This is a genomic window from Kitasatospora sp. SC0581 (assembly GCF_048159585.1).
Classification (GTDB): Bacteria; Actinomycetota; Actinomycetes; order Streptomycetales; family Streptomycetaceae; genus Kitasatospora.
The window spans coordinates 1-649 of record NZ_JBLRWA010000102.1 but is presented as its reverse complement, the minus strand read 5'-3'; the positions used below and the strand labels follow the sequence as shown (position 1 = coordinate 649).

The 649-nt window shown below is 30.4% G+C and carries 2 protein-coding genes; both read right to left on the bottom strand.

Features of this window, described 5'->3' with window-relative positions; genetic code table 11:
* Positions 1 to 283 (bottom strand): stage II sporulation protein M (locus tag ACLWS4_RS37265; RefSeq protein WP_416876460.1); only part of this gene is annotated, 283 nt, incomplete at its 3' end.
* 45 nt (positions 284 to 328) lie between these two features.
* Positions 329 to 649 (bottom strand): hypothetical protein (locus ACLWS4_RS37260; protein ID WP_416876459.1); only part of this gene is annotated, 321 nt, incomplete at its 5' end.

Below are 649 nucleotides of genomic sequence, written 5' to 3'. Positions count from 1 at the left end.
TGAGCCCATGGTTTCTTATAATTGCAAATGAGAAAGCACCTAAAAAAACCCCATTATACCCCAAATATATTATACTAATTACACCCAAACTAATCCAACCTAATACCATGATTTTAAGCCCCAATGTATAATTATGAAGAAACAGGTCAACAAATCTTTGCTCATTTTCGGTATACTTGAAACTTAAAAATTTTGATAAGAATGCTCCGGTTATAAAACTAATACAATAAACGGCTAAAGAAACAAAAAAGTATTTTTTATATGTGGTAATTATATTTTTCATAAATTCTTAAATCCCCGTGTTTAGTTATTTTTTGTTTTAATAAACCTATTGACAGGACTGTTTGATTTTTTTGTAATCCTTGTTGCTGTAAACTACTTGTCCAAAAAGAGTAAAGGCGATAGCCAAGAAGGGGCAGAGCCAATAAATCCCCGAGATAAATTTGAACATCGCTATTATGATCAACCCTAATATTGTAAATTGGGTTACAAGCTTAGATAATACATTATTCGCTGTAGCAATTAAAGAGAATCCATCGAATTCATTCAGCCTGTTAATTTTGGGAGGATTACTTTTGCTAAGTAATAAAACAAAAACGTCATAATTGGTTCTAAGTGAGTATAAAACATATTCGTTTTTTATTGCATA